General features: G+C 67.4%; 24 protein-coding genes and 2 pseudogenes. 16 read left to right on the forward strand and 10 right to left on the reverse strand.

The window, feature by feature from the left end:
- The first annotated feature begins 19 nt into the window (after positions 1 to 19).
- The 11 genes from UAA55_RS08195 (at position 20) to UAA55_RS08245 (ending at position 11,102) form a co-directional block, all read left to right on the forward strand.
- A complete protein-coding gene (locus UAA55_RS08195) occupies positions 20 to 502 on the forward strand; it encodes a GNAT family N-acetyltransferase (RefSeq protein WP_322952193.1) in 483 nt (160 codons plus the stop codon).
- 267 nt (positions 503 to 769) lie between these two features.
- The gene (locus UAA55_RS08200; RefSeq protein WP_322952194.1) at positions 770 to 2,338 is read left to right on the forward strand and encodes an exopolysaccharide biosynthesis polyprenyl glycosylphosphotransferase; all 1,569 of its coding nucleotides are present in this window, start codon (positions 770 to 772) and stop codon (positions 2,336 to 2,338) included.
- 15 nt (positions 2,339 to 2,353) lie between these two features.
- Positions 2,354 to 3,025, forward strand: coding sequence for a phosphatase PAP2 family protein (locus UAA55_RS08205; protein WP_322952195.1), 672 nt, complete (start codon positions 2,354 to 2,356; stop codon positions 3,023 to 3,025).
- Between the two features lie 451 nt (positions 3,026 to 3,476).
- On the forward strand, positions 3,477 to 4,130 hold the full coding sequence (locus UAA55_RS08210) for a hydrolase (protein WP_322952196.1): 654 nt from the start codon (positions 3,477 to 3,479) through the stop codon (positions 4,128 to 4,130).
- A gap of 65 nt (positions 4,131 to 4,195) precedes the next feature.
- Positions 4,196 to 4,486 carry a XapX domain-containing protein gene (locus UAA55_RS08215; protein ID WP_322952197.1) on the forward strand — a complete coding sequence of 97 codons (291 nt, stop codon included), beginning with the start codon at positions 4,196 to 4,198 and terminating at the stop codon, positions 4,484 to 4,486.
- A gap of 3 nt (positions 4,487 to 4,489) precedes the next feature.
- The gene (locus UAA55_RS08220) at positions 4,490 to 6,385 is read left to right on the forward strand and encodes an amidohydrolase (RefSeq protein ID WP_322952198.1); all 1,896 of its coding nucleotides are present in this window, start codon (positions 4,490 to 4,492) and stop codon (positions 6,383 to 6,385) included.
- A gap of 2 nt (positions 6,386 to 6,387) precedes the next feature.
- On the forward strand, positions 6,388 to 6,810 hold the full coding sequence (locus tag UAA55_RS08225) for a DoxX family protein (protein ID WP_322952199.1): 423 nt from the start codon (positions 6,388 to 6,390) through the stop codon (positions 6,808 to 6,810).
- A gap of 14 nt (positions 6,811 to 6,824) precedes the next feature.
- Positions 6,825 to 7,718, forward strand: coding sequence for a VOC family protein (locus UAA55_RS08230; RefSeq protein ID WP_322952200.1), 894 nt, complete (start codon positions 6,825 to 6,827; stop codon positions 7,716 to 7,718).
- A 56-nt stretch (positions 7,719 to 7,774) separates the two neighbouring features.
- Entirely contained in the window at positions 7,775 to 9,199 is a 1,425-nt protein-coding gene (locus UAA55_RS08235; RefSeq protein WP_322952201.1) for an alginate export family protein, read from the forward strand.
- Between the two features lie 4 nt (positions 9,200 to 9,203).
- The gene (locus UAA55_RS08240; protein WP_322952202.1) at positions 9,204 to 9,899 is read left to right on the forward strand and encodes a DUF1275 family protein; all 696 of its coding nucleotides are present in this window, start codon (positions 9,204 to 9,206) and stop codon (positions 9,897 to 9,899) included.
- 99 nt (positions 9,900 to 9,998) lie between these two features.
- A complete protein-coding gene (locus UAA55_RS08245) occupies positions 9,999 to 11,102 on the forward strand; it encodes an aldose epimerase family protein (RefSeq protein ID WP_322952203.1) in 1,104 nt (367 codons plus the stop codon).
- Between the two features lie 210 nt (positions 11,103 to 11,312).
- On the opposite strand, the gene UAA55_RS08250 is transcribed toward UAA55_RS08245, so the two are convergent.
- Positions 11,313 to 12,194: an AraC family transcriptional regulator gene (locus tag UAA55_RS08250; RefSeq protein ID WP_322952204.1), complete on the reverse strand. Its 882-nt coding sequence runs from the start codon at positions 12,192 to 12,194 to the stop codon at positions 11,313 to 11,315.
- A 256-nt stretch (positions 12,195 to 12,450) separates the two neighbouring features.
- Here UAA55_RS08250 and UAA55_RS08255 point away from each other — a divergent pair, with 256 nt between their 5' ends.
- A complete protein-coding gene (locus UAA55_RS08255) occupies positions 12,451 to 14,043 on the forward strand; it encodes a Na+/H+ antiporter (protein ID WP_322952205.1) in 1,593 nt (530 codons plus the stop codon).
- Here UAA55_RS08255 and UAA55_RS08260 read toward each other — a convergent pair.
- Positions 14,040 to 14,585, reverse strand: a complete 546-nt coding sequence (locus UAA55_RS08260) for a PadR family transcriptional regulator (RefSeq protein WP_322952206.1) — start codon at positions 14,583 to 14,585, stop codon at positions 14,040 to 14,042. The two genes, UAA55_RS08255 and UAA55_RS08260, sit on opposite strands and share 4 nt — an antisense overlap.
- Before the next feature lie 207 nt (positions 14,586 to 14,792).
- On the opposite strand from UAA55_RS08260, the pseudogene UAA55_RS31245 reads away from it, so the two are divergent.
- The 4 genes and pseudogenes from UAA55_RS31245 to UAA55_RS08275 form a co-directional block, all read left to right on the forward strand.
- A pseudogene (locus tag UAA55_RS31245) lies at positions 14,793 to 15,646 on the forward strand (2,4-dienoyl-CoA reductase FMN-binding domain-containing protein); the annotation flags it as partial.
- A complete protein-coding gene (locus UAA55_RS31250; RefSeq protein WP_416235174.1) occupies positions 15,644 to 16,756 on the forward strand; it encodes an FAD-dependent oxidoreductase in 1,113 nt (370 codons plus the stop codon). The pseudogene UAA55_RS31245 and the gene UAA55_RS31250, both read left to right, overlap by 3 nt.
- A gap of 11 nt (positions 16,757 to 16,767) precedes the next feature.
- Complete coding sequence (locus UAA55_RS08270; RefSeq protein WP_322952207.1) at positions 16,768 to 17,202, forward strand: nuclear transport factor 2 family protein; 435 nt, start codon at positions 16,768 to 16,770, stop codon at positions 17,200 to 17,202.
- 96 nt (positions 17,203 to 17,298) lie between these two features.
- Positions 17,299 to 18,111, forward strand: coding sequence for a crotonase/enoyl-CoA hydratase family protein (locus UAA55_RS08275; RefSeq protein WP_322952208.1), 813 nt, complete (start codon positions 17,299 to 17,301; stop codon positions 18,109 to 18,111).
- 3 nt (positions 18,112 to 18,114) lie between these two features.
- On the opposite strand, the gene UAA55_RS08280 is transcribed toward UAA55_RS08275, so the two are convergent.
- The 8 genes and pseudogenes from UAA55_RS08280 to UAA55_RS08310 form a co-directional block, all read right to left on the reverse strand.
- On the reverse strand, positions 18,115 to 19,221 hold the full coding sequence (locus UAA55_RS08280) for an alanine racemase (protein ID WP_322952426.1): 1,107 nt from the start codon (positions 19,219 to 19,221) through the stop codon (positions 18,115 to 18,117).
- Positions 19,222 to 19,555: 334 nt separating this feature from the next.
- The gene (locus UAA55_RS08285) at positions 19,556 to 20,266 is read right to left on the reverse strand and encodes a glycosyltransferase family 32 protein (protein ID WP_322952210.1); all 711 of its coding nucleotides are present in this window, start codon (positions 20,264 to 20,266) and stop codon (positions 19,556 to 19,558) included.
- A gap of 18 nt (positions 20,267 to 20,284) precedes the next feature.
- Positions 20,285 to 21,079: a glycosyltransferase family 2 protein gene (locus tag UAA55_RS08290; RefSeq protein ID WP_322952211.1), complete on the reverse strand. Its 795-nt coding sequence runs from the start codon at positions 21,077 to 21,079 to the stop codon at positions 20,285 to 20,287.
- A 15-nt stretch (positions 21,080 to 21,094) separates the two neighbouring features.
- A complete protein-coding gene (locus tag UAA55_RS31255) occupies positions 21,095 to 21,610 on the reverse strand; it encodes a glycosyltransferase family 9 protein (RefSeq protein WP_416235175.1) in 516 nt (171 codons plus the stop codon).
- A gap of 391 nt (positions 21,611 to 22,001) precedes the next feature.
- Positions 22,002 to 23,213: pseudogene (locus UAA55_RS08295) on the reverse strand (tetratricopeptide repeat protein); the annotation flags it as partial.
- Positions 23,214 to 23,301: 88 nt separating this feature from the next.
- Entirely contained in the window at positions 23,302 to 23,898 is a 597-nt protein-coding gene (locus UAA55_RS08300) for a hypothetical protein (RefSeq protein ID WP_322952212.1), read from the reverse strand.
- A gap of 47 nt (positions 23,899 to 23,945) precedes the next feature.
- Positions 23,946 to 25,667 (reverse strand): O-linked N-acetylglucosamine transferase, SPINDLY family protein, encoded by a 1,722-nt coding sequence (locus UAA55_RS08305; RefSeq protein WP_322952213.1) that lies wholly within the window; start codon positions 25,665 to 25,667, stop codon positions 23,946 to 23,948.
- A gap of 208 nt (positions 25,668 to 25,875) precedes the next feature.
- The gene (locus tag UAA55_RS08310) at positions 25,876 to 26,397 is read right to left on the reverse strand and encodes a hypothetical protein (RefSeq protein ID WP_322952214.1); all 522 of its coding nucleotides are present in this window, start codon (positions 26,395 to 26,397) and stop codon (positions 25,876 to 25,878) included.
- Positions 26,398 to 26,517: the final 120 nt, after the last annotated feature.

A 26,517-nucleotide genomic window follows, 5' to 3' on the forward strand; every position in this document is an offset into this window, starting at 1 on the left:
ACCAGGAACACTCGGGCCCATGGCCCTTACCCTACGCCCCGTGATCGACACCGACCTGCCGATCTTCTTCGCTCAGCAGGCCGATCCCGTGGCCAACGCCATGGCGGTGTTCGGGGCCGCGCGGCCGGACGACGCGGCGGCCTTCGGCGCCAAGTGGGCGCGCATCCGGGCCAGCCCGGATTTGCTGACGCGCACCGTGGTGGTGGAGGATGCCGTGGCGGGCTATGTCGCCCATTTCCCACTGATGGGCCAGCCTTCCATCGCCTATTGGCTGGGCCGGGCCTTTTGGGGCCGCGGTATCGCCAGCACCGCCGTGGCGCAGTTCATCGCCACCATTCCCACACGGCCGCTGTATGCCCGCGTCGCCGTGGGCAACACGGCATCGGCCCGGGTGCTGGCCCGCACCGGCTTCCGCGCCGTGGGCAGGGACCGAGGGCACGCGCCCAGCCTGGACCGGATGGTGGAGGAAGAGATCTTCCGCCTGGACGCAGGACCACTCTGAAGGGCGTCTTCCCCATCCTTGGCCGTTAACCACCGGCCACACCCACCCTCTCCCCGCCATCCTGACCGGCCACAACCGAGGTTGTGGCCGATTTCCTGAGGTTTCGCCTGGATTGACGGGGGCAAAGCCGGAACCTAACCCCATGCATAGGCCGCGATATTAACGGGCTTTTAATCCATGTTAATGGATTATTCTGCCTGCGTTTGGTCAAAAGCCTTGCTGTATCAAATCATTAGCTCCGCCGGCCGGTGAACCGATAGGCCCATCATGGACAACACCTGGCGTTCCCTGACCGGTACTGTCCGCGCCGCCGACGCGCCCATCCGCGCGCCGGCGATCTTCAACCTGGGCCTGAGCCCCCGGGTGTTCCAGGTACTGTGGTCGCTGCTGGAAGGGGGCGTGGTGCTGGCGCTGGGCGCTATGCTGTTGTCACTGGCCACCAGCCTGGACCTGATCACCGTCAATGACTTGCGCCTGGGCCTTTGCCTGGCCGCCGGTCCCGCCTACATCATCCTGGCCTGGCTGCTGGGCCGCTACGCCCGCAATCCGCATCCGGGTGACGTCCCAGTCCCGGTGCTCACAGTCCCGGTGATCCCCCAGGTGGCGGCCGCCCTGTTCGCCTGCCTGCTGGCCGTGGTGCTGGCGCAGGGTGGCGGCGTCGCCACTGCGGTCTGGGTGGGGGTGTGGTTCGCGCTGGCCACCGGAGCGCTGATCCTGGCCCACCGCGTGGAGGGCGCCGTCGCCCCCAAGGCCATCGCCCGCCGCTGGCGGGTGCGCCCCGCCGTCATCGTCGGCGCCAACCCCGCCGCCCTGCAATTGGTGAAGGACATGGCCGGCTGCATGGACCACGAGGTGGAGATCCTGGGCCTGTTCGACGATCGGACGAGCCGTACCGCCACCCTGCCCCGCCATCTGCCCTATCTAGGCGGGCTGGACGCCCTGGTCGACTTCGTGGCTGACCATGAAGAGATCGACGTGTTCATGGCCATGCCCAGAACGGCCGGCACCCGCATCTCCGCCCTGCTGGAGCGCCTGCGCTTCCTGCCCATCACCGTGTGGCTGGTGCCGGATCCGGAATTGTCGGCCCTGGCGCTGCCCCAATTGGGCCTGCAAAGCGGGTCGTCGGGCCCGGGCATCCGCATGCCGACGCTGATGACCCCGCCCTTTTCCGCCTGGGGCCGCCTGGTCAAGACCAGCTTCGATTATACCGCCGGCCTGGCCATCCTGCTGCTGATCCTGCCCATCCTGCTGGCCATATCCCTGGCCATCAAGCTGGACAGCCCCGGCCCCATCTTTTCCCGCCAACAGCGCAGCGGCCAGTTCGGGCGCACGTTCAGCATCTACACGTTTCGCTCGGCGCACGTGGCCGACGCCGGTGCCGCCACCCGCATGGGCCACTATATTCGCAAGTATTCCATCGACGAGTTGCCACGGATCCTGAACGTCCTGCGGGGCGAGATGTCGCTGGTGGGCCCACGCCCACATGCCCCCAAGGCCAAGGCCGATGGACGGCCGTATACCGATGTCATGCCCGACTACGCCCTGCGCCACCGGGTCAAACCGGGCATGACCGGCTGGGCCCAGATCAACGGCTGGCGCGCGGAAACCGACACAGAGGAAAAGCTGCGCACGCGCGTGGAACTCGACTTCGATTATATCAAGAATTGGTCGTTCGCGCTGGACATGGTGATCCTGCTCCGCACCATCCCCGCCATGCTCAAGGACGCATCCGTCCAGCCCCGGGCTTTACAGCCCCGACCTCAGCGGCCGGTTCGTCAACCAACGGCAAGCGGGCGCGCGGCGTCCCGCCGGCGAGATGGGGCGGGCCATCGGTAGGTTGCTGATCGGGACTTGCTGACCGGAACCGCCCGCCAGGCGCTGGCCGGCCCTCGCGGCTGGGAACGTGGGTCTGGTCATCAACAGACGCCGCCTGCTACTCTCCGACTTCATCTCCAGGCTCCTCTGACGGGTGGGCATGCAACTTCTCAGCACCCTTGCCACGATCGGCTTCGTCCTGCCGCTGTTCGTCGCCCTCGTGGGCATGTTGCTCGCGCGGCGCGACTATCTGGTCGCGGCGGCCTGGGGGGCGGGGTGATGATATCGCTGCTGATCGCCCTGCTGATCCGCGGGATGCTGCGCGAGGACCCGGACCTGCCGCACTTCCCCAGCGGGCATGTCACCGTGGCCGTCGCCTTTTACGGCGGGCTGCTGGTGATTTATCTGCGCGGCGGCTTGAACCACGGCCGCATGGCCCTGCCCGTCATCCTGGTGGTCTTGGCCAGCATCGCCTTGCTGGAGGGCTGGTCGCGCGTGCTGCTGACGGAACATACCTGGGTGGACGTCGTCGGTGGCTTCATCGTGGGGTCGCTGGGCCTGCTGACCACCGGCTGCCCTTGGGTGGTGCGCCGCATCCAGAACGGATCGCGCCTGTACCTGGCCGCCACACTGGCTGTGGCCGCCCCGCTGGCCTTCTTGAACGTCGGCTGGCTGGACAAGCTGATCCGGAACTTCGTGGTGTTGTAAGGAAGGGGCGCCCAGGCTTCCCGCGCTGTGGCACCATTCCGGTATCGCGATGACAGGCCACCCCTCATCGCCATCACCTTGCGCCTTGGCCCGCGATCGCTCGGCATGTGAACACGCCGGCCTTTGTTGACCTCGCCGCCGGCGAACACCCGCCGCGAGGCGTAGGCGCGGATGGCTGGCACTGACAGCAGGACAAGGCCACGGAAGAGGTTCGTTTCATGTCGGGCGGCCGCGTCGAAAATGGCCGCGCGCGGAAGTGCGCGTGCCCGGAAGCGGCCTCCAGGAAAGCTCCGATCAGCCGCACCCGTCGGTGACTGAACCGTTTCGAGCTTCAAATCTTCGACCCTTTCGACAAGACCCCTGAAGGCCGTCGGGGCCATTTTTCCCCCGTGCCGGCCATTCCGTCCGGCAGCATTTTCGAAATCCCGCCAGCCTTCGCGAGGAAAACATCATGTCCATCACGGCCACGCCCACCCCCGGCGCCAAGCTGCTGACCCCCACCGATCACACCCTGATCATGATCGACTTCCAGTCGCAGATGTCCTTCGCGACCAATTCGATCGACGCCATCATGCTGCGCAACAACGCGGCCCTGGTGGCCAACGCCGCCGCCGGCTTCAAGGTGTCGACCATCCTAACCACCGTGGCGGTGAAGAGCTTCTCCGGCCCGATGTACGCCGAGATCACCGACGCCTTCCCCGGCCAGGACCTGCTGGACCGCACGTCCATGAACACCTGGGAAGACGCCGCGGTGATCAAGCAGATCAACGCCATCGGCAAGTCGCGCATCGTGCTGTCCGGCCTGTGGACCAGCGTCTGCATCGTCGGCCCCGCCTTGTCGGCCATTGACCAGGGCTTTGAGGTCTACGTCATCACCGACGCCTGCGGCGACGTCTCGACCGAGGCGCACGAGCGCGCGGTGGAACGCATGATCCAGGCGGGCGCCCGTCCCATCACCGCCCTGCAGTACCTACTGGAGCTGCAGCGCGACTGGGCCCGGACCGAGACCTATGACATGACCACCGGCATCGCCAAGAAGTGGGGCGGCGCCTACGGCCTGGGCATCACCTACGCCAAGACCATGTTCAACGCCCACGAGGGCTGAACCGTCAGCGCGGCCGGGCATGCGCCCGGCCGCGTCCTTCTTCTGGTGGCAGGGAGAACGCCCCCATGAAAGTCTACCTCTTGTCGCTGGGCGCCGGGTTGCTGGTGGGCGTCATCTACGCCCTGATCAACGTCCGGTCCCCCGCCCCGCCCGTGGTCGCCCTGGTGGGCCTGCTGGGCATCCTGGTGGGCGAGCAGATCCCGCCCTTGCTGAAGACACTGTGGGCCAAGGAGCCGGCGGCCCTGTCCTGGGTGCAGGAACAGGTGCGTCCGCACATGTTCGGCCACCTGCCGCAGGGGGCCCCCAAGGCCGCCGCCGCGGACGCCGCCGCACCCGATACCGCTAAAGGGACCTGAGAAATGACCACCGCTGCCGATGTCCAGACGGCCGACCTGATCCTGCATCACGGCCTGTTCACCACGCTGGATCGCGCCAACCCCACCGCCACCGCCGTGGCCGTGAAGAACGGCCGCTTCCTGAAAGTCGGTGGGGAGCATGAGGTGATGGCCCATGCCGGCCCGGCCACCAAGGTGATCGACCTGAAGGGTCGCCGCGTCCTGCCCGGCCTGATCGACAACCACCTGCACATCATCCGCGGCGGCCTGAACTTCAACATGGAGCTGCGCTGGGACGGCGTGCGGTCACTGGCCGACGCCATGGCCATGCTGAAGCGCCAGGTGGCCATCACCCCCGCCCCGCAGTGGGTGCGCGTGGTCGGCGGCTTCACCGAGCACCAGTTCGTGGAAAAGCGCCTGCCCACCATCGAGGAGCTGAACGCCGTGGCGCCCGACACGCCAGTGTTCATCCTGCACCTTTATGACCGCGCGCTGCTGAATGGTGCGGCCCTGCGCGCCGTGGGCTACACCAAGGACACGCCGGAGCCGCCGGGCGGCCAGATCCTGCGCGATGCCAAGGGCAACCCCACCGGCTTGCTGCTGGCCAAACCCAACGCCGCCATCCTGTACGCCACCCTGGCCAAGGGGCCCAAGCTGCCCTTCGAGTACCAGGTGAACTCCACCCGCCATTTCATGCGGGAACTGAACCGGCTGGGCGTGACAGGCGCCATCGACGCCGGCGGCGGCTTCCAGAACTACCCTGATGACTACGAGGTCATCCAGAAGCTGGCGGATGAGGACCTGCTGACCATCCGCCTCGCCTACAACCTGTTCACGCAGAAGCCCAAGGGCGAGAAGGACGACTTCCTGAACTGGACGCGGACCTCGACCTACAAGCAGGGCACCGACTATTTCCGGCACAACGGCGCCGGCGAGATGCTGGTGTTCTCCGCTGCGGACTTCGAGGATTTCCGCCAGCCCCGCCCCGACATGGCGCCGGAGATGGAAGGCGACCTGGAAGAGGTAGTGCGCATCCTGGCGCAGAACCGCTGGCCCTGGCGCATGCACGCCACCTATGACGAGACCATCAGCCGCGCGCTGGACGTGTTCGAGAAGGTGAACCAGGACGTGCCGCTGGAGGGCCTGAACTGGTTTTTCGACCACGCCGAGACCATCTCCGACAAATCCATCGACCGCATCGCGGCCCTGGGCGGCGGCATCGCCGTGCAGCACCGCATGGCCTACCAGGGCGAATATTTCGTCGAGCGCTATGGCCTGGGGGCCGCGGCGGCCACACCGCCGGTGGCGCGCATCCTGGAAAAGGGCGTCAAGGTTTCCGCCGGCACCGACGCCACCCGCGTCGCCAGCTACAACCCCTGGGTCTCGCTGGCCTGGCTGATCACCGGCAAGACGGTGGGCGGCCTGCACCTCTACCCCCGCGCCAACTGCCTGGACCGCGAGACGGCCCTGCGCATGTGGACGGAGAACACCACCTGGTTCTCCAACGAGGAAGGCAAGAAGGGCCGCATCCAGGAAGGCCAACTGGCCGACTTGGTCGTGCCCGACCGTGATTTCTTCGCCTGTGCCGAGGATGAGATCGCCGACACCACCGCCCTGCTGACCGTGGTGGGGGGCAAGGTGGTCTATGGCGCCGGCGACTTCGCCGGCCACGACGCCGCCCCCATCCCGCCGGCCATGCCCGACTGGTCGCCGGTGCGCACCTTCGGTGGCTATGGCGCCTGGAACCTGCTGGAACCGACGAACACGAAGCTGCAGCGCCAGGCGGCCCAGTCCTGCGGCTGTGACAGCGCCTGCGGCGTGCATGGCCACAGCCATGCCACCGCCTGGTCGGCCAAGCTGCCCATCCGCGACCTGAAGTCCTTCTGGGGCGCGCTGGGCTGCGCCTGCTGGGCGGTCTGATCATGGAAGGCTTGGCCGCCCGCGTGTTGACGCCCCCCATCGTCCGGTGGGTGGCGTTGTTGGGCCTCTGCGCCGCCTATCTCCAGGGCGGCATCAACAAGGCCCTGGATTTTGGCGGCGCGGTGGCGGAGCTGGCGCACTTCGGCATGCCGCCCCTTCCCGCCTTGGCGGCGGCGGTCATCGTGCTGGAGCTGGGCGCGTCGCTGATGATCCTCAGCGGCCGCCTGCGCTGGCTGGGTGCCCTGGCCCTGGCCGGCTTCACCCTGTTCGCCACCTTCGTGGCCAACCGTTACTGGGAGATGGCGGGGCAGGAGCGCTTCATGACCGCCAACGCCTTTTACGAACATCTGGGACTGGTCGGCGGCTTCGTTCTCGTGGCTTGGCACGACCTGACATCCCGCACCCCTTCCTCTTCCGCATCCTGATGGGAGCCTTTCCGATGCGTATCCGTTCTTATGCCGCCGCCCTGCTGATGGGCGCCTGCCTGGCCCTGCCCTTGGCGGCGCAGGCGGCCACCTCCGCCAGCCCGGCCGTCGCCGTGGCGCCGCAGTACGACACCACCCATGTCTATGTGGCGGTGGAGGATGTCGACAAGTTCGTCGCCAGCTTCCTCGCCACCTTCGGCGGGCAGAGCACCAAGCAGGTGGTGGCCACCGTCACGCCGACGCCCAGCAGCACCACGTCGCAGCTGCTGCAGACCCCGGTGGGCACCGTCTCGCTGTTCGGCTTCAAGACCCCCATCCCCTACCCCTTCGGTGCGGAGCGCACGGGCTATCTGGTCACCGACATGGACGTGGCGACCAAGGCCGCCGTCGCCGCCGGCGCCGACGTGCTGGTGGAGCCCTTCCCCGACCCCATCGGCCGCGACACCGTCATCCAGTGGCCGGGCGGCGTGAACATGCAGCTGTACTGGCACACCACGACGCCCAACTACACCGCCTTCGAAACCGTGCCGGAGAACCGCGTCTACGTCTCCGCCCACAAGGTGACGGAGTTCGTGAAGGACTGGGTGGCCTTCAGCCATGGCAAGGTGGTGTCCGACGACGCCAAGGCCCCGGGCGTGGAAATCGGCCGGCCCAATGACACCTATCGCCGCGTCCGTATCGAGAGCGCCTTCGGCAAGATGACCGTCCTGGTCACCGATGGTCACCTGCCCTGGCCCTATGGCCGGGAGATGACGGGCTATGAGGTCAAGAACCTGGATGAGACCCTGGCCAAGGCCAAGGCCGCCGGCGTGACCGTGGTGGTGGAACCCTACACCGCCGACCACCGCAAGGCCGTGGTGGTGCAGTTCCCCGGCGGCTACGTCGCCGAAATCCACAGCGCGTCCTAAGACCCGTCATGATCCGCCGACGGCACCCTTCATCGCGCCCGTGCCGTCGGCACCTGATGGCATCCACACTCACCCTGGGTACCCTGGCCCTGGCCTGCACGGTTACCGCCAGCGCCAGGGCACAGGAGGATGACACGATAGAGACGCCCGCGGCCCCGGCCGCGACCCGCCCGGCCATCAAGTCCAACCGGTGGCAGGAGGACTGGTCGGCCCTGGCCAATCCGGCGCTGCGCACCGAGCCGCTGGACGGGCTGAAGTACATCCCCCTGGATGCAACCAACGCCCAGACCTACCTGTCGCTGGGCCTGACCCTGCGCGAGCGGTTTGAGGATAACGAGGCGCCACTGTTCGGCATCGGCGGGCGCAAGGGCGACAGCTACGTCATCCAGCGCCTGCAGACCCATATGGACCTGCGCATCGACGGCCACTGGCAGCTGTTCGGCCAGTTCGAGGATGCGCGCGCCTTCGACAAGACCACCCTGACGCCGGCCGACCAGAACCAGGCCGATCTGCGCCAGGCCTTCGTCGCCTACAGCGGCGACCTCACCGACGACATCACCCTGAAGGTGCGCGCCGGCCGGCAGGAGATGGGCTTCGACCGCCAGCGCTTCGTCTCCACCCGCGATGGGCCCAATGTGCGCCAGGCCTTCGATGCCGTGTGGGTCAACGTCGAGACCGCCCCTTGGCGCATCATCAGTTTCTGGAGCCACCCGGTGCAGTACCGCACGGGGGAGCCGTTCGACGACTATTCCAACACCCACCTGCAATATGGCGGCATCCGCGTGGAGCATGCCGGTGTGGGCCCCGGGGAATTGTCCGCCTACTATTCACGCTACCAGAACGACACCGCCAGATACCTGGACGCCAGCGGGCTGGAGCGGCGCGACATCTTCGACCTGCGCTATGCCGGTGCTGCGGCCGGCTTCGATTGGGATGTGGAGGGCATGGCCCAGTGGGGGTCGGTGGGCCCCAAGGCGGTGGGGTCCTGGGCGGTTGGCGCCCTGACCGGCTACACCTTGAACGACGTCGTCTGGACGCCGCGCCTGGGCCTGCAGGCGGACGCCGCCTCGGGCGACGACCGGGCCGGGGATGGGCGGCTGGGCACCTTCAACCCGCTGTTCCCCAATGGCTATTATTTTGCGCTGGCGGGCTATACCGGCTATGCCAACCTGATCCACCTGAAGCCGTCGCTGACGGTGAAGCCGATGCCAAAGCTGAGCCTGATGACGGCGGCGGGCATGCTGTGGCGGCAGACGACGGCCGACGCCGTCTATGTCCAGCCCAGCAACGCCGTACCCGGCACCGCCGGCAAGGGCACCCCCTGGACCGGCGTTTACGGCCAGCTGCGCGCGGACTATGCCGTCACGGCCAACCTGACCACGGCGGTGGAGGCGGTGCACTACGCCATCGGCGACACCTTGCGCCGCGCCGGCGGGCATGACAGCGATTATCTGGGCATTGAAGTCAAACTGGGATGGTAAGGCCATGAAACAGGGTTTGCCCGTGTTGTTGAGCGTCAACGGCGGCTATGTCGACACCGCCGGTTTCCTGGCCTTGCAGGGGCTGTTCACCGCCCATGTCACCGGCAACTTCGTCACCTTCGGCGCTTCCCTGGTGCTGGGCACGTCGGGCGCCGGGGCCAAGCTGCTGGCCTTGCCGGTGTTCTGCGTGGTGGTGATCCTGTCGCGCTTCCTCTGCGCGGGGCTGGAACGGCGGCAGATCCCCCTCCTGCGCACCCTGCTGGTGCTGAAGATGCTGCTGCTGGCCGCCGGTGCCGCCCTGGCCATCCACTTCGGCCCCTTCCACAACGGTGACGCCCTGCCCGCCATCGTCACGGGCATGGTGCTGGTCACCGCCATGGCCCTGCAGAACGGCATGCACCGCGCCCATATGAGCACGACGCCGCCCACCACCCTGATGACGGGCACCACCACCCAGATCATGATCGATCTGGCTGACCTGATGCGCGGCGTGACGGGCGAGGCGCGGACCGCCGCCAAAGGCCGGCTGGGCAAGATGTCGGCCAGCGTCATCGGCTTCGCGTTCGGTTGCGCCGCCGCCGCCGGCCTGTTCCTGGTGGTGCGCGAATGGGCCTTCGTCGTGCCGCCGGTCATCGCCTTCATCGGCGTCCTGGTGACGGGCGACATCCAGGCTAGCCCTGTGGCGCCAGCAGGACGGTGAGCGGGAGATCCAAACCGCCGTGTCAGGGCCTCGCGCTTCCTTCCGACCGCCGCTATAGTTACCGGTAACATGGCCGAGCGGCGATAAAGGGGAGGAAATATGAACGGGACCAAGCGGGCGTTCGCCCGGTGCGTGATGACGACTATCTACCTGGCGGCGCTGGCCGGAAATCCCGCACTGGCCGCCACCGTCGAACACACCACTGTCGAGCGTGCGCCCTGGGGCACCGGCCCGGGCGGGGAGACGACGGAGACGCTGACCGTCGCCAACGATATCGCCCGCCTGACGCTGTCCACCTATGGCGCGCGTATGGTGTCCCTGCAACTGCCCGACCGCGACGGCCATTGGTCGGACGTGCTGATCCTGCCCGATACGCCGGCCAAGCTGACGGATTTCTGGGTGATGGCCGGCGCCTCCATCGGCCGCTACGCCAACCGCATCGCCAATGGCGCCTTTCCCCTGGACGGCAAGACCTATCAGGTGGACCGCAACCTGGGGCCGCATACCCTGCACGGCGGGTCCAACGGCTTCGACAGCCGGGTGTGGGAGGCCAAGGCCGTGCGCGACGGCGTGGAGTTCCACTATGTCTCCGCGGATGGGGAAATGGGCTTCCCCGGCACCCTGGACGTGAGCGTGACCTATCATCTGGCCCGGCACGGCCACCAGGCCATCGTCACCATCGATTATGCCACCAAGACCGACAAGCCGACAGTGGTCAACCTCACCAACCATTCCTTCTTCAACCTGGCGGGCGCCGGCCAGCCCATGACCGGCCAAGCCGTCACCATCGCCGCCGACCGCTATACCCCCACCAGCCCCGATGCCATTCCCGACGGCAGCGTCAAACCGGTGGACGGCACCCGCTTCGACCTGCGCCACTCCACCGCGTTCAGCGCCATCCTGGGCAGCGGCGGCATGGACCAGAACTTCGTCCTGTCCGCCCCCAGCCTGAAGACCCCCGTGGCCACGGTGACCGACACGGCCTCCGGCCGCATGATGGAGGTCTACACCACCGAGCCCGGCCTGCAATTCTACCTGCCGGCCAAGCCCCCCGCCCTGAACGGCGTGCCCACCCACGGCTTTTCCCTGGAATCCCAGCACTTCCCGGATAGCCCCAACCACCCCTCCTTCCCGTCCACCACCCTGCGACCGGGCCAAACCTTCCACTCCACCACCCGTTATGTATTCACGGTGGGGCAGTAAGGGCACGCTCACGATCCGGAGCCATCAATCACGAGAACCGATGCGGCAGCGTCTGAAGAAGATCAGGCGGCCAGGCTGCAAACGCTGCACGCTTTGCTGAACGCGTCCATCACTGCGGGCGGTCACAACAGCGACGACGACTTGGCCCGGATGTTGAACGCGAAGGCGGCGGAACTGGCCAAGGCTGGCTATTGAAATCACGTGAGTCAGCTACCCCTGCCGCCGTCGCCAAGCCGCCGGGGGCATGCCGGTGGCGGCGGCGAAGACGCGGGTCAGGTGGCTTTGGTCGGCGAAGCCGCAGGCCAGCGCGATATCGGCGATGGGCTGGGGGCCGCGCAGCAGCTCGCGCGCGCGGGCCACACGATGGTCCAGCAGCCAGCGGTAGGGCGTCTGCCCCGTGGTTTCGCGGAAGGCCTTGATGAAGTGGCTGCGCGACAGGCCGCATTCGGCTGCCACCTCGGCGATGGCGACGTCGCCGCCCAGATTGGCGGTGAGGAACTCCTTGGCCCGCGCCTCCTGCCATTGTGAAAGGCCGCCCGTGCGCCGGCCGCCCGGCGGCGACAGCGGGGCCATGCCGCCATAGGTCTGAGCCACGTGGATGGTCAGCGCCAGGGTCACCTGGTCCACAAACAGGCGGTTGCCCCGGTCCGGCATGTCCAGCGCGGGCAGCAGGGCGGACACCAGGCCATAGGCCACGGGGTCCACCGTGCCCCGCGCGCGGGCGAAGCCGCTGACGGCCGGGCGCTCCAGTTCTTCGGACAGGGCATCCAGGCTGGCGCGCGGAATCTGGACGCGGACATTGTCGAAGGATGAGAGGTGACGGCAGGCCCAGCCCTCCCCCAGGTGGGTGACGGACAAGGCCATGCGGGCGTGCCCGCCGGCAAAGACTTGGCGGCCGCCGCGCCACAGCTCATGCCGGGCAAAATCGCGCAGCTGGACGATGACGGAGAACATATCCAGGCGCGGGATGTCCTGCCGGTCACGGTTGACGGGTTGCTCCTGGCGCAGGCGCAGGACCTGCATGTCGCCCGCCCGCAGGCCGGTGGCGCGCGGTTCATCCGCGTGGGCACTGGCCAACTGTGTGTCCGGCATGATCTCCCCCATCTGGCTGGCGCGATCCCGCTTCCCCCTGGTGGGGTGCGCCACTAGACTACAGCCGCCGGGGACGCGTTGTCGAAAGACAAGGGCGGGGCCGAACCGTCACCAGCACCCCCTCCGCCGTCCCACCGTTTTGGCGGGATTATCGTTCAAATTCACGCGCATCCGACAAGAACGGCCGGCCGCCGCCCCTTACCGTGGCCCGTCGTTCGCGTGGATAAATGTTTTTCTGGAAAACCGTTGGGGGACCATGAGCAGCGTCGGGCAGTTCGAATTCATCCTGCTGCTGCTGGTGGCCATCCTGGGCCTGAGGCTGCTGGCTGGCCGCCTGGGTCTGCCACCGGCGGCGGCCCTGATCATCGGTGGCATGGGCCTGGCCTTCGTGCCCGGCGTGCCGGCCTTCGACCTGGACCCCGACCTGGTGCTGGTCCTGTTCCTGCCGCCGCTGCTGATGGACGGGGCTTATTACACCGTCTGGCGGGAGTTCCGGCGCAACCTGGCCGCCATCTTGCAGCTGGCCATCGGTGCCGTGCTGTTCACCACCCTGGCCGTGGGCATCGTCACCCACATGCTGGTACCCAGCCTGCCCTGGGCCGTGTGCTTCGCCCTGGGCGCCGTGGTCTCACCCCCCGACGCGGTGGCGGCCAAGGCAGTGCTGGAGCATGTGACCCTGCCCCGCCGCCTGGTCGTGCTGCTGGAGGGGGAGAGCCTGCTGAACGACGCGGCCGGCCTGGTGCTGTTCCGCTTCGCCATCGCCGCGGCGCTGACCGGCGCCTTCAGCCTGGGCCAGGCCACCCTGGCCTTCACCGGCCTGGCGGTGGGTGGCGTCATCGTCGGCGGCCTGCTGGGCTATCTCTGGATCCGGGGTCTGCGCCTGCTGAAACATGAGCACCTGACCATCACCGCCATCTTCATGCTGCCGTGGGCCGCCTATATCCTGGGGGAGGCGGCGGGCGTTTCCGGCGTCATCGCCACGGTGGCCGCCGGCCTGGTGCTGGGCTGGCACCAGCATGAGGTGTTCACCGCCAGCGTGCGCCTGATGGGCACCGCCGCCTGGCAGGTCATGGTCTTCGTGCTGGAGGCCCTGGTCTTCATCCTGATAGGCCTGTCGCTGCGCGGCGTGATGAGCCGCCTGGGCGGCGTGGAGCATGCGCTGGGTACCCTGGCCGTGCCGGTTTTGGCCGTGCTGGGCACCGTCGTGGTCGCCCGCTTCCTCTGGGTGTTCGCGGCGGAAGGTGTTGGGCAGATCCTGGGCTTGATGGTGAAGCGCCGGCCGTTATGGTCCCCCGCCAGCGCCCTGTTGCTGAGCTGGGCCGGCATGCGCGGCGTGGTCACCCTGGCCGTGGCCCTGTCCATCCCCACCGAGGTGCCGGGGCGCGACCTGATCCTGGCCGCCGCCTTCGCCGTCATCCTGGGCACCGTGCTGATCCAGGGCAGCAGCCTGGGCCCTCTGATCCGTTGGCTGGGCCTGGACAAGTCCGCCGGGCACCAGGGCGCCGTGCTGACCGCCCCCCAGGCCATGGCCGCCGTTAGCGCCGCCCAGCTGGAGGCCGTGCGCGCCCGCGCCCACAATGCCGACGGCAGCGTGCGCCACCCCCGTCTGCTGGAGCAATACACCCACCGCGCCCGGGTGGCCGAGCGCTACTCCAAGGAGCGGGACGTGCTGAGCGCCGACCGCAGCGAGCATTACGACGTGATCTTGGCCACTATTGCCGCCGGCCGAACGGAGGTGCTGCGCCTGCACCGCACCGGCCGCATCCATGACGACGTGCTGCACGTGCTGGAGTATGAGCTGGACTTGCAGGAGATGGCAGCCAGCACGTCGCGGATGAGGTTGGGTTAAGGTTTGTTTTTATAGTCTGCCGCCAGCACGGCGATGGCCTTGCGGCAGAAGTCCACCCATAGCGTTTCCGCCATCACGCCGGCCTGTAGCACCAGATGCTGCAGCTCCCGCTGGCGGCTGTCGGCACCGTCGGGGAAGTCGCGCCGTTCGATCTCCCGATACAGCGCCAGCTTTTCCAGGTGCTGGGCCAGACGGCTTTCGATGTCGCGCACCAGGTCGGTGGGGCCGATCACCGCCTCCGCCCGCAGGCGCACCATCAGCTCATCGCGCAGGGGCTTGGGCTCCTGTGCCTCCCCCGTCCAGCGGCGTAGTTCCTCCCGCCCCGCCGGCAGCACCTGATAGGCGCGTTTGCGGCCCCGGCCGGCCTCCGGCTCCAAGGCCGTGATCCAGCCCAGTTCTTCCAGCCGTTTCAGCTCGCGGTAAATCTGCTGGTGCGTCGCCTGCCAGAAGAAGCCGATGGAGCGATCGAAACGACCGGCCAGTTCGGAGCCGGAGCAGGGGCGCTCCAACAGAGCGGTCAGCAGGGCGTGGGGCAGGGACATGAAGGCTCATCCAGTAGGGCACCTTCGACCGTACCCGTCCAGACCGCCTTTATGCAACCAGTTGCATAAACGGTCCGCCTGCCCCATTATGCAACAAGTTGCATAATAAAAGACGGGCTCCCCACCATGACCATCCCCTACCCCCATCTGCTGCAGCCGCTGGACCTGGGCTTCACCCAGTTGCGCAACCGCGTGCTGATGGGGTCCATGCATACCGGGCTGGAGGATAGCCGTCAGAACCTGCATCGCCTGGCCGCCTATCTGGGGGAGCGGGCGGCGGGTGGGGTGGGACTGATCGTCACCGGCGGTTTCGCCCCCAACATCGCCGGCTGGACCAAGCCCATGGGCGGCACCCTGGCGCTGACGTCCACCGCGCGGCGCCACCGCCCCATTCCGGAAGCCGTGCATGCGGAGGGGGGAAGATCGCGCTGCAGATCCTGCACACCGGCCGCTATGGCTACCACCCCTTCGCCGTCGCGCCATCGCGCATCAAATCGCCCATCAGCCCCTTTACCCCGCACGCGCTGAGCGCCCGGGGGATAGAGCGGCAGATCCGCGCCTTCGTCCGCTGCGCCCTGCTGGCGCGGGAGGCCGGGTACGATGGCGTGGAAATCATGGGGTCCGAGGGTTACTTCATTAACCAATTCCTGGTGACCCACACCAACAAGCGCACCGACGCCTGGGGCGGCTCTTACGAGAACCGCATGCGTCTGCCCGTCGAGATCGTGCGCCGCACGCGTGAGGCGGTGGGCCCGGACTTCATCATCATCTATCGCCTGTCCATGCTGGACCTGATCCCCGACGGCAGCACGTGGGAGGAGGTGGTGCAGTTGGCCAAGGCGGTGGAGACGGCGGGTGCCACCCTGATCAACACCGGCATCGGTTGGCATGAGGCGCGCATTCCCACCATCGCCACCTCCGTCCCCCGCGCAGCCTTCGCCTGGGTGACCAAGAAGATGAAGGGCGAGGTCGGCATCCCCCTGGTCACCACCAACCGTATCAACACGCCGGAGGTGGCGGAGCAAATCCTGGCCGATGGCTGCGCCGACGTGGTGTCCATGGCCCGGCCCCTGCTGGCGGACGCGGCGTTCGTGAACAAGGCCGCCGCCGGCAAGGCCGATGAGATCAACACCTGCATCGGCTGCAACCAGGCCTGCCTGGACCACACCTTCAAGGCGCAGATTTCCACCTGCCTGGTGAATCCCCGCGCCTGCCATGAGACGGAGCTGACCTACGCCGCCGCTGCGGTGCGGAAGCGCATCGCCGTCGTGGGTGCCGGCCCGGCCGGCCTGGCGGCCGCCACCGTGGCCGCGCAACGCGGTCACGCCGTGGAATTGTTCGAGGCGGCAGGCGAGATCGGCGGCCAGTTCAACATGGCCAAGCGCATTCCCGGCAAGGAGGAGTTCCATGAGACGCTGCGGTATTTCCGCCGTCAGATCGAACTGACGGGCGTCAGCCTGCACCTGAACCGCAAGGTCACCGCCGAACAACTGATTGGCGGCGGCTTTGACGCGGTCATCCTGGCCACGGGCGTCACCCCGCGCGACCCACGCATCCCGGGGCAAGAGGCCAGCATGGCCAGCGGCCGGGTGGTCACCTACCTCGACGTGCTGCGCCACAACAAGCCGGTGGGCCGGCGCGTGGCCGTCATCGGCGCCGGCGGCATCGGCTTCGACATCAGCGAGTATCTGGTGCAGGACGGCCCCTCCCCCACCCTGGACCTGGCGGCATGGCAGGCGGAATGGGGCGTGACCGACCCGGCCACCACGCGCGGCGGCGTCACGCGGCCGGAGATCACGGCGCCGGCGCGCGCAGTGACCCTGTTGCAGCGCAAGCCCGGCGGCCTGGGCAAGGGTCTGGGCAAGACCACCGGCTGGATCCACCGCCGCCTGCTGAAGATGAAGAACGTGCGGATGCTGGCCGGCGTGAATTACGAGCGCATCGATGAGAGCGGCCTGTTCATCACCTTCGGCGAGAAGCGGGAAAACCCGACCGTCATCGAGGCCGATACCATCGTGCTGTGCACCGGGCAGGAACCGCTGCGCGAGCTGCACGAACCGCTGAAGGCGGCGGGCGTCGCGGTCCACCTGATCGGCGGCGCCGACGTGGCGGCGGAACTGGACGCCAAGCGGGCGATCAACCAGGGCAGCCGCCTGGCCGCCATCCTCTGACGGAGATCATCATGACCGACCTGCCGCTGCATCCCGCCGTCGCCGCCAGCCTGGAGAAGTGGCACGACGGCGTCGCCCGCCGCGACCTGTCCTTCCTGCCCGCCATCGTGCATCCGGAGGCGGTGTTCCGTTCCCCCATGGCGTTCACGCCCTATGGCCCGGCGCAGGCCCTGGTCCTCATCCTGGGCACCGTCATCCAGGTGTTTCAGGATTTCGCCTATCATCGCCAGTTCGTCGACGCCGACGGCCTGAACGTGGTGCTGGAGTTCAGCGCCAAGGTAGGCGAGCGCGTGTTGAAGGGCATCGACATGATCCGCTTCGACGCGCAGGGCCGCATCGTGGAGTTCGAGGTGATGGTCCGCCCCATGAGCGGCCTGCAGGCCCTCGGCGAGGAAATGAGCCGCCGCCTGGCCCATGCCCTGCCCGCGCATAAGCAGCGGATCTGACCAACACACACCGGCGGCATGAGCAAGGGCTCATGCCGCCGCAGGATGCTCCCCCTATTTGCGAAAAAGGGGGGCCGCACGAGGGAACAGAAAGCCATGACCAATGCGGTCCCCCAGAGGATCAGCCTGGACATCCAGGGCGCCATCGCCCATGTGCGTCTGGTGCGGCCGGAGAAGCTGAACGGCATGGACTTCCCTATGCTGCGCGCCTTGGTACGCGCCGCCGGGGAGATACGCCGCCACCGCCAGGTGCGCGCCGTCATCCTGAGCGGTGAGGGTGCGGCCTTCAGCGCCGGCCTGGACTTCGCCGCCGTGACCCGGAAGCCGTGGGAGGTGGTGAAGGCCTTCGTCACCCTGGGCCGCAGCACCAACCTGTTCCAGCGCGCCTGCTGGTGCTGGCGCGAGCTGCCGGTGCCGGTCATCGCCGTGCTGCACGGCCGCTGCTATGGCGGCGCCCTGCAGGTGGCATTGGCCGCCGACTTCCGCATCGCCACGCCGGACTGCGAGCTATCGGTGATGGAGGGCAAGTGGGGCCTGATCCCCGACATGAGCGGCAGCGTGTCCTTGCGCGAGCTGGTGCCCATCGACGTGGCCAAGCGCCTGACCATGACGGCGCAGGTGATCAGCGGGACGGAGGCCAAGGCCCTGAACCTGGTGACCGAGGTGGCGGACGACCCCATGGCGGCGGCGGAAGCGTTGGCGGCCGAGCTGTGCGCCCGCTCCCCCGACGCGGTGGCCGGCGCCAAGGCCCTGTTCCAGCGCGCCTGGAGCGCCAGCATCCGGGGCGCCTTCGCGGCCGAGCGCCGCATCCAGTTCCAGATCATGCGCGGCCCCAACTGGCGCATCGCGCTCAGCGCCGGCCTGGAGAAGAAGCCGCCGCAGTTCCGTGAACGGAGCTTCAGGCGCTAAATCTCACCAGCCGTTGAACCGGCCCCAGCGCTGGAGGCCACCACCATCCTTGGGCAGGACGGTATAGGCGTCGAACTGGGCGGCGGTAGCGCAGGCGTGGTTGGGCAGGATGCGCAGCTGGGTGCCGATGGGGAACAGGGCTTCCAGGTCGGCGCCGGCCGCCCCCGTCCAGTGCAGCACGCCATGTTCCTGGTTGGCGTCGCGGAAGGCCAGATCGGCAATGGGGGTGCCGTCGGCGGCGGCGACCAGGCCGTAGCCATGGTCCTTGGCCTGGCGCTGGGTCCCCCGGTCGCGGCTCATGGCCATCCAACCCCCGTCGGTGATGACCCAGCCCGTGTCCGCCCGGTGGCCGATGACCGTGCACAGCACCGACAGGGCGATGTCGTCCACGGCGCAGACACCCACCCCGGCCATGACCAGATCGAAGAAGACATAGACGCCGGCGCGCACCTCCGTCACCCCGTCCAGGTGCCGCGCGCTGAGGGCCGTGGGGGTGGAGCCGACGCTGACCACGGGACAGGCATGGCCGGCGGCGCGCAGGCGTTCGGCCGCACGCACGCAGCCCGCCCTCTCCTGCTCCGCCATGGCCGCCAGCGCCTCGGGCGTGTTGAGGCCGTAGGAGCTGCCGGCGTGGGTCATGACGCCGCTGAGGCGGGCACCGCCGCCGCCCTCGACCGTCAGGGCCGCCGCCACGTCCAGCAACGCCGGCGCCTCCGGATGGATGCCGGAGCGGTGGCCATCGGTATCGACCTCGATCAGCACGGTGTGGACATGGCCGTTCTCCCGCCCATGGCGGGACAGGCGCTCCGCCGCCGCCACCGATTCCACCACCAAGGTCAGGCGCACGCCGGCCTTGGCCAGGCGCAGGGCGTGGTCGAACTTGGGCGGCGCGATGGCCACGGCGTAGAGGATGTCGCCGTAGCCGGCGGCGAAAAAGCACTCCGCCTCCTTCAAGGTGGAAACGGTCAGGCCCCGGGCACCGGCGGCCACCTGGCGCCGCGCCACCTCCAGGCACTTGGCCGTCTTCACATGGGGGCGGAAGCGCATGCCCAACGCGTCCATGCGCCCCTGCATGCGGGCGATGTTGGCCGCCATCCGCCCTTCGTCCATCAGCAGCACGGGCGTTTCCAGATCGGGGGAAGGACGGGACGGGTCACCAGGGCTCTCCTGCCGGCGGTCGAAAGCGGCCGAAGATAGCGCGCGGACAGCCCCGTCCCCAGAAGAAAAGCCCGGTTCGATCGGGTGAGCGAACCGGGCCTGAAGGTGGGTAGGAAGGAAGATGAAGCCCCGCGCATGCTGGGAAGACGCGCGGACACCTGGAACCCACCAGCCGGGGGCCGGTTCCAAGGTTTTCCCGCGATGTTCAAGACAAGGCCCTGGAGGGGGGTGCCGTCATGGCGCCGAATGGCTTCCGAATCGCACTACTGCGATCATTGCCAGCGGTTTAGCGATATGACGCGAAGCTGGGTTCGATGGGGGCCAGCAGCAGCTGGTGGCGCTGCTCATAGGTCAGGGGGTGGAAGATCTCCCCCAGCAGTTCCGCCCAGCGCAGAGGATAGGGCGAGGGCTGGCCGTCCGGCAGCAGCACGCCCGTCTGGTCCAGCGGATGGATGGCGGGATGGCGCCGCAGCGCTTCCAGCTTTTGATCCAACAGCGCCTCCGTCCGCGCCAGCCAGGCGGCGGTGAGCGGCGTGCCCTTCCTGAAGATGAAGGCGCAGAGGCCGATCAGCTCCTGATGCGAACGGCGCAGCAGATCCCCGAACTCCCCAGTGATGTGCGGAATGCCGTGGGCCAGCTCCTGGTAACCGAGGGCCAGCTTGTCCGACGCCGCCAGCTGGTCGAAGAACGGCCCCCATCTCTTGGATGTGCTTTTGATGTCGGTATAGCCGCCGCCGTAGTGGTGCATCAGGTAGCAGCGCAGATAGTCCGCCTTGTGGGTGGAGCTGAGATAGGGCCAGGCGGGGTGCAGGGGGAAGTCAGGCTTCACCCAATCCCCCACCGTCTCGCGCGTGATGAAGGCGACGCCGCAACCGGTATTGCGGAAAATGGTCCATAGTGCCCGCAGGCGGGCGTCCGACATGATCTCCGGCCCCGTCCACAGGCAGAAGACGATGCGGCCGGCGAAGGCGTCCAGGTCGTGCGAAGGGGCGGTCATACGGCGGCCATGACGTGGTCAGAGCATGGAAGGGGTGGCCGGTATGCCCAGGCCGTTCATGAGCGACACCCGCCGTTGCGCCACCTCCGTGTTGGGGGCCGGGTGGCGGCGGTAGACATAGAGATAATCGATGACGACGTTGTAGTCGTTGGCCGCGCGGCTGTCGCCCCGGCAGTCCGTCGTCGCGTCCTTCACCTCAAAGATGCGGGAGGCCAGTACCGGCACATGCACCGGCATCTGCCGGTTGATGACGGCCAGCATGAAGTCCCAATCCTCATAGGCCCGCATGAACACATCGAACTCCAGCCCCGTCAGCAGTGCGCGCGGAAAGGCGAAACAGGACATGTGGACCTGATTCTTGACGTAGATTTCCAGCGTCAGGCGCCCCGCCACGTCCATGAAGCCTTCGTTCAGGAACTCCGGCCCGTCCGGGCCCCGCCGTTCGGTGACGACGCTGCTGTTGGCATAGACGGGCAGTCCCTGCTGCACCGCCGGCTGGGCCAACAGGGCGGGGATGAAGTTGGCATGCCAGGCATCATCATCGTCCAGGAACAGCACGTAGCGCCCGCGGGCCAACGATAGGCCCAGGTTGCGGCTGGCCGAGGGGCCGGGGGCGCCGTTGCGGCGGATGTAAATGTCGTCCGCCGACAGCAGTGCCGCACAGGCGCGGTCCGTCTCCCCGTCCGTGGCGTCGGAGATGACGATGACCTCCACCGCCGCCGGCTGCTGCTTGATGGACTCCAGCGCCCGGCGCAGCAGATGCGCCCGTTTGTGCGTGGGGATGATGACGGTGACGTCGGGTGGGGTGGCCATAGCGGTCCCAGGGGATTAGCGTTTGCCGGCCTGGCGCTTCCGGCCGCCTTGGGCCGTCACTGTTTCCGCCAGCTTGGTGGTCACCGCCGTCATCACCGTATCCCAGTCGCCCGCCGTCGGCTGGCGGAATTCCGTCAGGGTCGGATACCAGGGATTGGCTTCCGTCCCCGCCTCCAGCCAGCGCCAGCAGCTGTCGAAGCGGTTCAGCAACCACACCGGTCGGCCCAGCGCGCCCGCCAGGTGGGCCACGGCGGAATCCACACTGATCACCAGGTCCAGGCCCTGCACCAGGGCCGCGGTGTTGGCCATGTCGGCGAAATCCGCCGTCCAGTCGACCAGGCCCAGGGCGGCGCCCTCCCCCCTTCTGCAGGGAGAAGAAGCTGGCGCCAGCCTGGCCCAGCAAGGGGGCCAGCAGCGCCGGCGCGACGGAACGGCTGCCGTTGCGGGGGTGGCTGGGGTTGCCGGCCCAGCACAAGCCGACGCGCAGGCCCGGATGCTGCGCCAGGCGCTGGTCATACGCCGACGCCTCATCCGCCAGGGGCGCCAGATAGGGCACCTCCGCCGGCACGGTCGACAGCGTGGTGCGGAAGGCGCCGATCAGGTTGTGCAGGGGCAGGCGCAGGTCAAACCCGGCGGCGAGATCGCCTATGGCCACGGCCTGGTCCACCTCGGGCATGGCGCCCACCAGGCGCAGCAGTTCCGGCTGACATTCGACGATGACGCGGGCGCCCAGGGCCTTCAGCAGGCGCGCATAGCGCACGAACTGCAGCGTGTCGCCCAGGCCGCTGTCGGCGGACAGCACGATGGTGCGGCCATCCTGGCGGATGGGCTGGCCGGCCTCGTCCACGAACAGGCCGATCTGGCTTTCCGGAATGCGGCCGTGCCAGATCCAGGCGATACCTTCCGCCCCTTTGACGAAGTCGCCCTTCCGCAGGTGCTGGCGGCCGGTATAGATGTTGGCCTCGACATGGGACGGGTTGATTCGCAACGCGTTGGCCAGATAGGCCAGAGCCTCATCCGTCCGCCCCAGATGCTCGGCATATTTGCCGAGGCGGCAGTAAACGTCGTCAAGATCGCCCAGCAACGCGCCTTTTTCCTGCAGCAGGGCCACCGCGTCCTCATGGGCCTCGAGCGTATCGTAGACCTGGGACAGGGCAGCGACGACGCGGGCGTCGTTGGGGGCGGCGGCCAGCGCGCGGCGCAGCACGTCCCGCCCTTCCTCCACCCGCTGGTTGGCCGCGAGCTGACTACCCAGGTTCAGCAAGGCGTCGACATAGCTGGGGTCGATCTCCAACGCACGGCGCAACAGGCCCTCGGCCTCGCCGAAGGGGATGATCAGCGCCAGGTTGTTCATGACCGCCAGATTGTCCGGATCGGCGCCCAGGATGGCGGTGTAGGCGGCTTGCGCCTCACCCACCCGGCCCTGCTGGTGCAGGCCGATGGCCTCGGCGAACTGCGCGTCGATTTCATGCCGGCGCGCCACCTGGGCGAAACGGGCGGCGCTGTCGTCCACCACCACCGCCGTCCGGGCCAGGCCCCAGCCCTTGGCCCGCTTGCGCAAGACGAATTCGATGGCGGACTCCGACGTGCCCTTCAGGGTCTGGTCGCGCAACGGCGCATCATACTGGAAGCCGCTGTCCAGCTTCTCCAGCTTCAGCACCTCCACCTCTTCCTTGAACAGGTCCAGCAGTTGCACGACGCTGATCGACTTGGGCGACCAGCTCTGCGGCTTCAGGATGGTGAAGGTCCATTTGTGGTCCTGGTTGAAGACCGAGGGCCAGATGCCCTGCTCGTACAGATCTTCGTCCGGGATGGTGATGATCAGATGCCCGCCGGGCTTGCAGATCCGGATCCAGTTGCCGAGCGAACGCACGGGGTCGACCAGATGTTCCAGGCAGTGGCTGGAATGGACGAAGTCATAACTGTTATCCGCCACCCCTTCCATCAGCATGGCGTCACCGTCGGGCAGGTCCCACGGCCGGGTGGATTTCATCAAGGGAAAATAATCCTTGAGATTGCCCAGCGGATCGGGACCACAGCCGATGTCTATCCCCTCGCCCACGATCCAGCGGCGGGCGAAGCGCCCATCCGAGGCGCGGCGCAGCATCTGCTTGGTCGTTTCATCCGCCATCATACCACTCCGCGTACCGGCGACACCCCGCCCAGGGGGCACCCAAGGAAAAGACTAACATGCACGCCGCCAAGACGCCCCGTGGGCCCCATTACCGCGGCGTCAGGACCAGGTATCCATCGTCGGCAAGATCGCGGACGATGGTGTGGGTGTGGCGAAACTGGCGAAAGACGAAATCGATGTTGCGGTCGTAAAAGGCCAGCTTCCGATCCGCCAAGGGCACGGTGCCGCTGGCGTAGGGTCCATCCTCGTACGAACGCAGGTCATTCACCAGGATCACGTCGCGGCTGCGCGGCCGTAGCTGGCGCAGTTGGGTCATCAGGCTTTCCAGCGGCGGGCGCAGGGTGGAATCCCCGCCCAGGCCGTATTTGGCCCGGCGGTGGTCATCACCGGGGGCATGCCCGTCCAGCCAGAACAGCATCGGCATCTGGGCCGGAACCAGCGGGACGACGGCCTTCAGCACATCCTCGCTGGTCGCGAACAGCAGCTGGACCTGGGGCACATGGGCCAGCCGTGCCCGAGCCCGGTTCAGGGCCTCATTGTCCGTCTCGGCGGAGAACAGCCGCTCAAATCCGAAGGACGCGGCATGCCGCAGATCGTCACCGGTCCCCGTGCGGGTCTCCAGATAAACCTGGCACTGGTGAGCGTCCAGCATGCCCTTCAGATCGAAATGACGCAGTCTTCCCATGCGACCCACCGTTGGATATGCAGCACCTTGACGCCCGTGTCCCAGCCTCAGCCGGGCCTGACCCGGATGGACAGCAGCCGTTCCTCCAGCTCCTGGACGAAGCGATCGGTATCGCCCAGGGTGCGCCGCCAGGCCTCACCACCCGCCAGCGCGTCACGGAAAGCCTTGTATTCCTTGGGCTTGTTGCCCAGCTTAACCGCCAGCTTGACGTAATCGTCGACGCTGCCGGTCACGCCCTGGGGCAGGCCAACGGTACGCAGCAGGCTGCCCGCCATGCGCGAGGCGAAGGTCTTGCCCGAGAGCGTGACGATGGGCAGGCCCATGCGCAGAGCGTCGCTGGCCGTGGTGCCGGAGTTGTAGGGATAGGTATCCAGGAACACGTCGGCCAGCGGCAAGCGGGCCAGGTACTGCGCGGGGCTGGCCGGGCCGGCGAACAGCAACCGGTCGGGATCGATCCCCCGGACCCGCGCCCGGTCCTGCATGTTCCGCCGCGCCCAGGGCGTGCGGGCCAGCAGCCACAGCACGGAGTTGTCCACCCCGGCCAGGATGCGCATCCAGGCGTCGAAGACCTCTTCCGTGATCTTGTAGGTGTTGGAGAAGCAGGTGTAGACGAACTTGTCCGTCGGCAGGCCCACGCTTTCGCGCGTGGGCGACGGGTCCACCAGCGCCTTGCTGTCGTTCACCTGATAGCAGACGGGCATGTACAGGGGCTTGGGGTGGAAGTCGCCGGCCAGTTCCTTCGGCACCACGAAATCGTCGACGATGGCGTAGTCCAGTTCCGGTATGGGCTGGGACCCGACGAAGCCGAGATAGGTGATCTGAACGGGCGCCGGCTTGCGCCGCACGATACCGGGACGGGACCCGTCGGTCAGGCCGTTGAGGTCGACCAGGATGTCCAGCTCATGCTGGCGCATCAGTTCCGCCACCTGGTCGTCGCTCATCTCCACGACGCGGAACCACTGGTCGAAGGCACCCAGGATGCGATGCCGCAGATAGCTGTTGTCGTCCAGGCCCATGTCATAGCCATAGACCTCGAACTTGGCCCGGTCGTGCTTCTCGATCAGCTCGACCATCAGCATGCTGACGGGGTGCAGATTGTAATCGGACGACAGGTAGCCGATGCGCACCTTGTCATGGCTGTAGCCCTGCGCCGGTGCCAGCCGCTCCGGTGTGCCGAAGCGGGAAATCCACTGTTCCACCCAGCGGTTGACCACCGCGTTCTCATCGAACAGGGACATGAGCGTCAGGCCGCCTGAACTGGCGACCATATCATCCTTGGTCAGGCCGGGGATGGGCAGGTAGACGGGCCAGGCGCACATCTTCAGGCGCAGATGTACCCAGTGGCTGATGGCGTCGGATTGCTTGGGCACGGTCAGCAGGCTACGATACAGCTCCCGCTCCGCCTCCTCGAACCGGCTCAGCCGTTCCAAAAGGCGGCCCCGCTGGTTCAGCAGGGTGGTGCGCATGTCGTCGGCCTGAATGGATCGGCGCCAAATCTCCAGCGCCTCATCATGCTTGCCCTGGCCTTCGGACATGAGGCCCAAGTTGATGGCGGCGATGAGGAAGTCGGACTTCAACGACAGGGCGGCATTGTAGGCCGCGCCGGCCGCCGCCGTGTCGCCCACGTTGGCCAGTTCCACGCCCAGGTTGAAATAGGCCGCGTGCCGCAAGGTGGCATCGGCCGGCACCTCATCCAGCCAAAGCTGGTACAGCGAGGCGGGCCGCATCCAAGGGGCGGCCTCCCGCGCCGCCTCGACCAAGCCAAGCAAGCCCGTGAAATCCAGCCGGCCCACCAGAAAACGAAATGCCGTTTCCTCGACCCCCGGCGGGATCTTCCATGCTCTGGCCGTCAGGTATTCGATAACGTCAGCGGTTTGCAGCGGTGCCTGATGTGTAATGGAAGCAGCAGAGGCCACGGTCGACATTCCATGAATAAAGCGCCTCAGGACTTCTTAGTCCCTGAAATATCAAGCGGAATCATAACACGATATTCACGGTGGAGCGATCCGCAACTTTAGCCTGCTCATCACCCGGCTGTGCCGTTTCAGCCGGGGGTACCGACGTTGGGGCGGATGCCACACCGGTGACAGGGGTTGTCGGGGTCTGCACGCCGCCATTCTGGGAGCCGGACGCCTGGGCGACGGCGGTTTGGGTCTGCACGACCTTGGCATAGGCCGTACTGCCCTGCAGCTGGCGCGAAGGCGACAGCCGGAAGGCGCCTTTGTCGGACTTTTCGTTCTTCGTCGTCACGTTGTCACCAACCCGAACCACCGGCCGCTGATATCCCGGCATCGCCGGCGATGCCTGTGCCGCCATATTATACGCCGCCACGCCCGACAGCATACTCTGCTGAGAGATTCGAACGGCATCCGCCGGAGTGCTGCCTTGGGCTGCCCTGGACGGATCCGCCACGGCACCCGTCTTGGCCAGGGTTTTCTGGAAGTCGGTATCGCCCCGGCCGGCAGGCGTGATCTTGGTGAAGGCGGTCTTGCCGACCACCCCGCCTATCGGCCGCGATGATACCGGATCATTACCCATAAACCCCAACCCCGCACGCGTCCCCACCCGTCGGGACCCATGCCTTGACCACACATACGGGGCCCTAAAAAGCACCGAGGA

The organism is Nitrospirillum guanabarense, assembly GCF_034653355.1.
Lineage (GTDB): Bacteria > Pseudomonadota > Alphaproteobacteria > Azospirillales > Azospirillaceae > Nitrospirillum.

Bases quoted from the DNA above. Each gene is read 5' to 3' on its own strand.
- UAA55_RS08195 (WP_322952193.1), top strand. From the start codon at position 20: ATGGCCCTTACCCTACGCCCCGTGATCGACACCGACCTGCCGATCTTC.
- UAA55_RS08200 (WP_322952194.1), top strand. From the start codon at position 770: ATGGACAACACCTGGCGTTCCCTGACCGGTACTGTCCGCGCCGCCGAC.
- UAA55_RS08210 (WP_322952196.1), top strand. From the start codon at position 3,477: ATGTCCATCACGGCCACGCCCACCCCCGGCGCCAAGCTGCTGACCCCC.
- UAA55_RS08215 (WP_322952197.1), top strand. From the start codon at position 4,196: ATGAAAGTCTACCTCTTGTCGCTGGGCGCCGGGTTGCTGGTGGGCGTC.
- UAA55_RS08220 (WP_322952198.1), top strand. From the start codon at position 4,490: ATGACCACCGCTGCCGATGTCCAGACGGCCGACCTGATCCTGCATCAC.
- UAA55_RS08225 (WP_322952199.1), top strand. From the start codon at position 6,388: ATGGAAGGCTTGGCCGCCCGCGTGTTGACGCCCCCCATCGTCCGGTGG.
- UAA55_RS08230 (WP_322952200.1), top strand. From the start codon at position 6,825: ATGCGTATCCGTTCTTATGCCGCCGCCCTGCTGATGGGCGCCTGCCTG.
- UAA55_RS08235 (WP_322952201.1), top strand. From the start codon at position 7,775: ATGGCATCCACACTCACCCTGGGTACCCTGGCCCTGGCCTGCACGGTT.
- UAA55_RS08240 (WP_322952202.1), top strand. From the start codon at position 9,204: ATGAAACAGGGTTTGCCCGTGTTGTTGAGCGTCAACGGCGGCTATGTC.
- UAA55_RS08245 (WP_322952203.1), top strand. From the start codon at position 9,999: ATGAACGGGACCAAGCGGGCGTTCGCCCGGTGCGTGATGACGACTATC.
- UAA55_RS08250 (WP_322952204.1), bottom strand. From the start codon at position 12,194: ATGCCGGACACACAGTTGGCCAGTGCCCACGCGGATGAACCGCGCGCC.
- UAA55_RS08255 (WP_322952205.1), top strand. From the start codon at position 12,451: ATGAGCAGCGTCGGGCAGTTCGAATTCATCCTGCTGCTGCTGGTGGCC.
- UAA55_RS08260 (WP_322952206.1), bottom strand. From the start codon at position 14,585: ATGTCCCTGCCCCACGCCCTGCTGACCGCTCTGTTGGAGCGCCCCTGC.
- UAA55_RS31250 (WP_416235174.1), top strand. From the start codon at position 15,644: ATGGCCCGGCCCCTGCTGGCGGACGCGGCGTTCGTGAACAAGGCCGCC.
- UAA55_RS08270 (WP_322952207.1), top strand. From the start codon at position 16,768: ATGACCGACCTGCCGCTGCATCCCGCCGTCGCCGCCAGCCTGGAGAAG.
- UAA55_RS08275 (WP_322952208.1), top strand. From the start codon at position 17,299: ATGACCAATGCGGTCCCCCAGAGGATCAGCCTGGACATCCAGGGCGCC.
- UAA55_RS08280 (WP_322952426.1), bottom strand. From the start codon at position 19,221: ATGGACGAAGGGCGGATGGCGGCCAACATCGCCCGCATGCAGGGGCGC.
- UAA55_RS08285 (WP_322952210.1), bottom strand. From the start codon at position 20,266: ATGACCGCCCCTTCGCACGACCTGGACGCCTTCGCCGGCCGCATCGTC.
- UAA55_RS08290 (WP_322952211.1), bottom strand. From the start codon at position 21,079: ATGGCCACCCCACCCGACGTCACCGTCATCATCCCCACGCACAAACGG.
- UAA55_RS31255 (WP_416235175.1), bottom strand. From the start codon at position 21,610: ATGAGGCGTCGGCGTATGACCAGCGCCTGGCGCAGCATCCGGGCCTGC.
- UAA55_RS08300 (WP_322952212.1), bottom strand. From the start codon at position 23,898: ATGGGAAGACTGCGTCATTTCGATCTGAAGGGCATGCTGGACGCTCAC.